Annotated in this window: 3 protein-coding genes; 2 read left to right on the top strand and 1 reads right to left on the bottom strand. The window is 60.2% G+C overall.

From position 1 onward, the window contains the following. Positions 1-267 (bottom strand): NapC/NirT family cytochrome c (locus ABX749_RS20430; protein ID WP_372897601.1); only part of this gene is annotated, 267 nt, incomplete at its 3' end. 449 nt (positions 268-716) lie between these two features. Between ABX749_RS20430 and ABX749_RS20425 the strand changes: the two genes are divergently transcribed. Next, a complete protein-coding gene (locus tag ABX749_RS20425) occupies positions 717-3,791 on the top strand; it encodes a TolC family protein (RefSeq protein ID WP_372897600.1) in 3,075 nt (1,024 codons plus the stop codon). A gap of 366 nt (positions 3,792-4,157) precedes the next feature. Then, a partial coding sequence (locus tag ABX749_RS20420) for a tetratricopeptide repeat protein (RefSeq protein WP_372897599.1) occupies positions 4,158-5,337 on the top strand: 1,180 nt, incomplete at its 3' end.

Genomic DNA, 5,337 nt, shown 5'->3' with positions numbered 1-5,337 from the left:
GACGTGGTGGTGGCTGCTCTGCTGCCAAGAATCAAGGTGATCCTGCATCACGTGACAATTCACGCACGCCTGCGGATTATTGCTCATGTAGCTGCCCCCTTTGCCGTAGCCGAATGTGAAGGTGCCGACGCCGGCCAGCACGCCGAGCGTCAATGCCAATGCGACCACGCTTTTTCGGAAACGCGGTAGGGGGGCACCGACCGACGATTCACCGGCCTCGTTCGATTCCGGTTCCGATGGGGGCTCGGTGAGCGTCTCCTCCGTCATTGATCCATTCCGGTCGTTTGCGCGTCCTGTGCGGACTGCTGCGGATGTACTTCGACGTGCCTTCCATCGGCATGCCAGATGGCTGCGGGTGAGGATTTTACCCGAAAGGTTTGTCTCGCGTGACGGCCTGGGCCGAATGTCCAACCGTTCACGCGAAAGCCGTCACACATTCGATATCACGGTCTCTGCCAATCGCTGTGGTGATGTACGAGTTTCGGCCTTGGATGGAAGGGCGGGGCGTGTTTGGGGGCGTGTTTTCATCGCGGCGGCTAGATGGCGACACACTGCCCAGCGACGACCCCGCTTGCCCGCAAGGTTTACCCAGTCGGCAGGACCGGGAGAGCCGGGGAATCCGTTAAATCGCCGACAACCCGGTGACGATGATGCTCCCAAAGGCTGTCTCGTTTTCTCGCCGGGGTGTTTCGGTTTTGTCTCGCAATCCTGCTCTCTTGTGTTTCACGCTGCTGGTCGCTGTTTCGGCTTCGGTCGTCACCGGCTGTTCGCGCAAGTATTACCGCACCCAGGCGGATCGCGACGTTGCGTTGATCTATGCCGAGAAGCGGGCCGAAGAGGCGTGCACGCTGCCCCCACTGGCGGGCATCGATGTCGATCCCCGCTCCCGATTCTATGATCCTTCGCCGGACGATTGCCCGGCTCTGCCGGTGCCCGTCCCCCAGCTGTTCGGCTATGAACTTCCCGAACTCGTGACCGGTGATCCCCGTCAGACACCCCAGCGATCGGATCTTGAAACGCCTGAAGCAGTGGAAGAGCTGCCGGCACCGGATGTCGAACGTTTGGAGTTGGGGCCGCTGGCGGGTCCCGGGAACGAGTCACGGTCGCGAACTGAGACACGTTCCGCCGGTCACTTCGCTCGATCCTCCAGCGGCGACGGCGAGGGAGCAACGCGCACGGTTTCTCTGGACGTACCCAGCGACGTGGCGTCGGAATCGTCGACGGAGGTCGTTTCGTCGATCAGCGACATGGCCCTGGTGATGCCCCAGCCCGCAAGCGAAGTAGAACCCGTCGTGCGTTTGGCACAACTGATCCGCGAAGACGCGCAGCGCGACGACGCACAGAACGAAGCCGCCGCGGATGAAGCCGCCGCTGCAGCCGGCGATGGATCTGACTGGGAATCCGACTGGGACCCGACCACGGACGACCGTTCTGGCACGGAGCAGTTGAGGATTGTTCCGATCCCGCAGCAGTTCTGGGAGCAGCTTCCCGAGACCTGCGTGCCGCGGATGCTGGAGTTCGAATCGGTTCGCAAGGAGTTTCGCCGGTCGTATCCCGACGTCACGTCCAACGGGCTGAAGGGGTTGCTCAGCGACGCGCCGCGGTTGACGTTGCCGATGATCACCGAACTGGCGACGCTGAACAATCGCGCGATCCAAACGCAAAAGGAGCGTTTGTATCGGGCGGCGCTGGTGCTTTCGGCACAGCGTTACGAATACGTGCTTCGTCCGAGACGACGTGGGAACGGTTCGGCCGTGAATTACACCCACGTTCGGCTGGACAGCACCACGCGGAACGGCTTGGTGATTCCGACCGAAACCGGGGTTCGGGCGACCACGGCGATGGCCGGACAGTTCCTGGCCAGTTTCGCCAACAGTGTCGTGTTCACGTTCAACGGACCGCAGGGCTTTGCCGCCAACATCGGGTCCGATTTGGTCTTTGATTTTCAGCAGACCATTTTTCAACGCGACGTCGTTTTTGAAGGGCTGACACAAGCCGAGCGGAACGTCATCTATGTGGCGCGCGATCTGATCCGCGCCCAGCGTTCGCTGTTTGTCGATTTGGCGACCGACTACTACCAACTGTTGTTGACTTATCGCGCGATCGAGATCAGCTCACAGGATTACTTCAGCAATCTCCGCGCGTTTTTGCAGGGCAGGGCAGAGTACTTGCAAGCCGGTCGCATCCCGCGCGTGCAAGTGGACCAGTTTGAACAAAATGCGTTGGGCAGCCGAAGCTCGTTGGTCGGCGATTGCAACAGTTTGGAAAGTGCACTCGACCGGTTGAAGTTGCGGATCGGTTTGCCGCCGGAGATGCCGTTGAACCTAAATCTGGAAGAACTCGAATCACTGACGACCAGCGACGAACTCACGGTGACGCGACAGTTGGTGATGCGGACGCGGCAGACATTGCTCGACGCGGCACAGACTCGACTGGGTGATCGAGATGCCGCGGTCAACGGCGCGACGGTGCTGATCAACCGGCTGCGAGAAACCCTTCGCGTCCGACGCAAGATCGAAGGAATCACCGAGGAATCCGACGCCGAGCGTGAAACCGAGCAATTGGGACTGCGGCTGGCGTTGCTGGAAGCTCGGCTGCAAAGCGATCAGATGGAGTCGATTCGATCGCGAGAACTGAAGTCGGAATTGCCGCGGGAGCCGTTGATTCAATTTGCCCGCACGATCGATCTGGTCGAGTCGAAATTGTCGCAAGCCCAGCGGGCCGCGTTGCTGCGACAGAATCTGGGGCTGCACAGCGACGTCGCCGACGCGGTAGAAATCGATTCCTTGGACGAGCGGTTTCAAAAACTGCGTCGCCGATGGGATGAGGCGATCGAAAGTCGGGAACTGAATCGATTGCCCGAATTGGTCGAGGCGGCCAATGGTTTGCTGGAGGCCACGAACACCCTGACGGCGAAACTGGTCGGCGACCTGTTGCCCGCCGACAGCGTCGAATTCGAGAACGTGATCGTGCAGACGGTCGCCGATACCGTGGCGCTGGTCGATCGTGTGGAGACCAGTGATGTCGGCGGGCTGGATGAAGTCGAGGTCGAAGAAAACAGGGCGATGCTATTGGCGCTTTATCAACGCTATGACCTGATGAATCGGCGAGGCGAACTTGCCGACGATCGACGTCACATCAAACTGGCCGCCGATGATTTGAGGGCGATTTTGGATGTCTCAGCGACTCAAACGTTGACGGCCAATCGGTTGCTTTCCGATCCGAGCGCGCCCTTCGATTTTAGTCGCGACGGTGGCGTCACCTCGCTGAGTCTGTCGCTGGACACGCCGCTGAACCGTCGTCTGGAACGCAATACCTATCGGGCCGCGCTGATCGATTACCAAGCCGGACGCCGCGCGTTGATCGAATTGGAAGATCAAATCAAGCTTGCCGTTCGCGAAGACTTGCGGCAGCTTCGTTTGCAACGCAACCAGTATGAGATTTCAGTGGCTCGGGCGGCCCTCGCGTACGAACGTGTCGTCAGCACGCGTTTGCAGTTGCAACTGGCCGTCGGGAACGTCGTCGCACGGGATTTTTTGGAAGCCCAGCAGGCGTACACGTCCGCGCTCAACTCCGTCGCACGCGATCACATTTCGTTCATTCGCGGACGCATCGAATTGTTCTTCGACACCGAGTCGATTCGCCTGGACGCCAACGGGTACTGGTCGGGCGGGCAAGACGAATCGTTGGAGTTGCCCCCGCTGCCGGACTTCTATGACGCCAACCCCAACCCCTATGGTCGGCTGCCGGCGCGGGTGCGTTACAGTGAGGAAGTGCGTCGGAATCACTAGAACTTGGGCCACATTTCATTTTTGGGGTAGCGGAACTCGCCGAGCATCGCGGCTCCGTGGGCGATCCGCCGAAAGCCTTGGGAGCTTCAGGCCTAAGATTCAATCTCGACGAAGCACTCCAGCATTTTTACGGAGCTGTCCACCGAAAAAGATGCCCACGGATAGCAGCGCGAACCCACGGATAACAGGATGCAAAAAATCCGTGGGCCCAGTCATCGTTCCGCAAGTTACAGCTTGACCCCTTTTCCGTGGCACCCACGTTCAGGCCGAAGCGTTTGCCATGATCTGTTAAACTTGAGTGGCCCCATCGATCAAGCTTGCCCATTCTTCACCATGCCACCACTCTCGAGCACAGATCGTCACGCCGTGCTTCGTCGTGAACGACGCATGGCGTCCGCCTTCACCGTCGTGTCGCTGTTGTCGCTAGTTTGGGTAGTCGGCTGTGGCGGTCGCGATCCAACGGCACGGACTGATGGGGCGAAAGCCGATGCGGTGGCGGAAATCGATGATGCATCGCCTGAACGTGCGGCAGAGTCTCGGCTGGCGAATCTTTCCAAGATCCGTCGAATGATCGCATCCGGCGATGACGCCGGTGCGATGCAAACGGTTCAGACGCATTTGCTGCGTCATCCCGAGGACGCCAATGCCATGGTGCTGGCGTCGGGACTGTTCAACCGACTGGGGCAGGTGGACGACGCGGTCGCGATGCTGGATTCGGCCGCCGAGTTGTCGATCGATGATGGTTGGAAGTGGCGGCAGCGGGCCGCGTCGATGTTGGCCGATGCGGGGCGCTGGCAGGAGGCGATCGATCGGTTGGAAGCGTTACTCGACGAGCAACCGGACTTGGAGAACGTCCGTCACGAGCTGGTGGCGATCTTGAATCGTCGTGGGTTTCGATTCGATGCCAACGAGCACGTTCGGCTGTTGTGTCGACGGGGCAAGGCCAACGCGGACGAACTGCGCGGTTTGATGTTTCCCGCCCGATCGTTTGTCGGTTTGACCGAGAAGCCGAGCGTGGAAAACGTGGAACAGAATCGATTGTTAGGAGAGCTCAACGTCGCACGTGCGATGTACGGCGAAGGCGATGTGAAAGCGGCCTCGCAGTTGTTGGAAACGAGCCGATTGGTTGCCCGACGGAATCCCGCGGCGATGGCGTTTTATGGCCAGTTGTTGATCGAATCACAGCGGTTTGACGCGTTTAAAGATTGGCTGGGGAGGGTGGAACCGGGGTCGCAGCGTTATCCGGGTTATTGGATGGCGCTGGGAGGCTGGGCGATGCGGCAGCGCGAGTTCGATCTGGCGGTCGGGCAGTTTGCCGAGGCGGTGTTGCGGGAACCGGGTGATCTGGCGGCGACCGACCGGATCCGACAGGCGTTATCGGCCGGCGGACACGGGGTGGAAGCCGAGCGGTTTCGCGCCCGCGGCGTGTTGATCGATCGGATGATGACGATCACCCGCCAACTGTTTTCCGGTGCCGGCATGGAGCCTGCTGCGGTCGACGAACTCTCACGAGTGTTGACCGAAGTGGGGCGTCCGTTGGAAGCGT

The organism is Stieleria sp. (assembly GCF_041595215.1).
GTDB classification, from domain to species: Bacteria; Planctomycetota; Planctomycetia; order Pirellulales; family Pirellulaceae; genus Stieleria; species Stieleria magnilauensis.
Note: the sequence above shows the minus strand (reverse complement) of the source record. Positions and strands in the feature narration are given on the sequence as shown.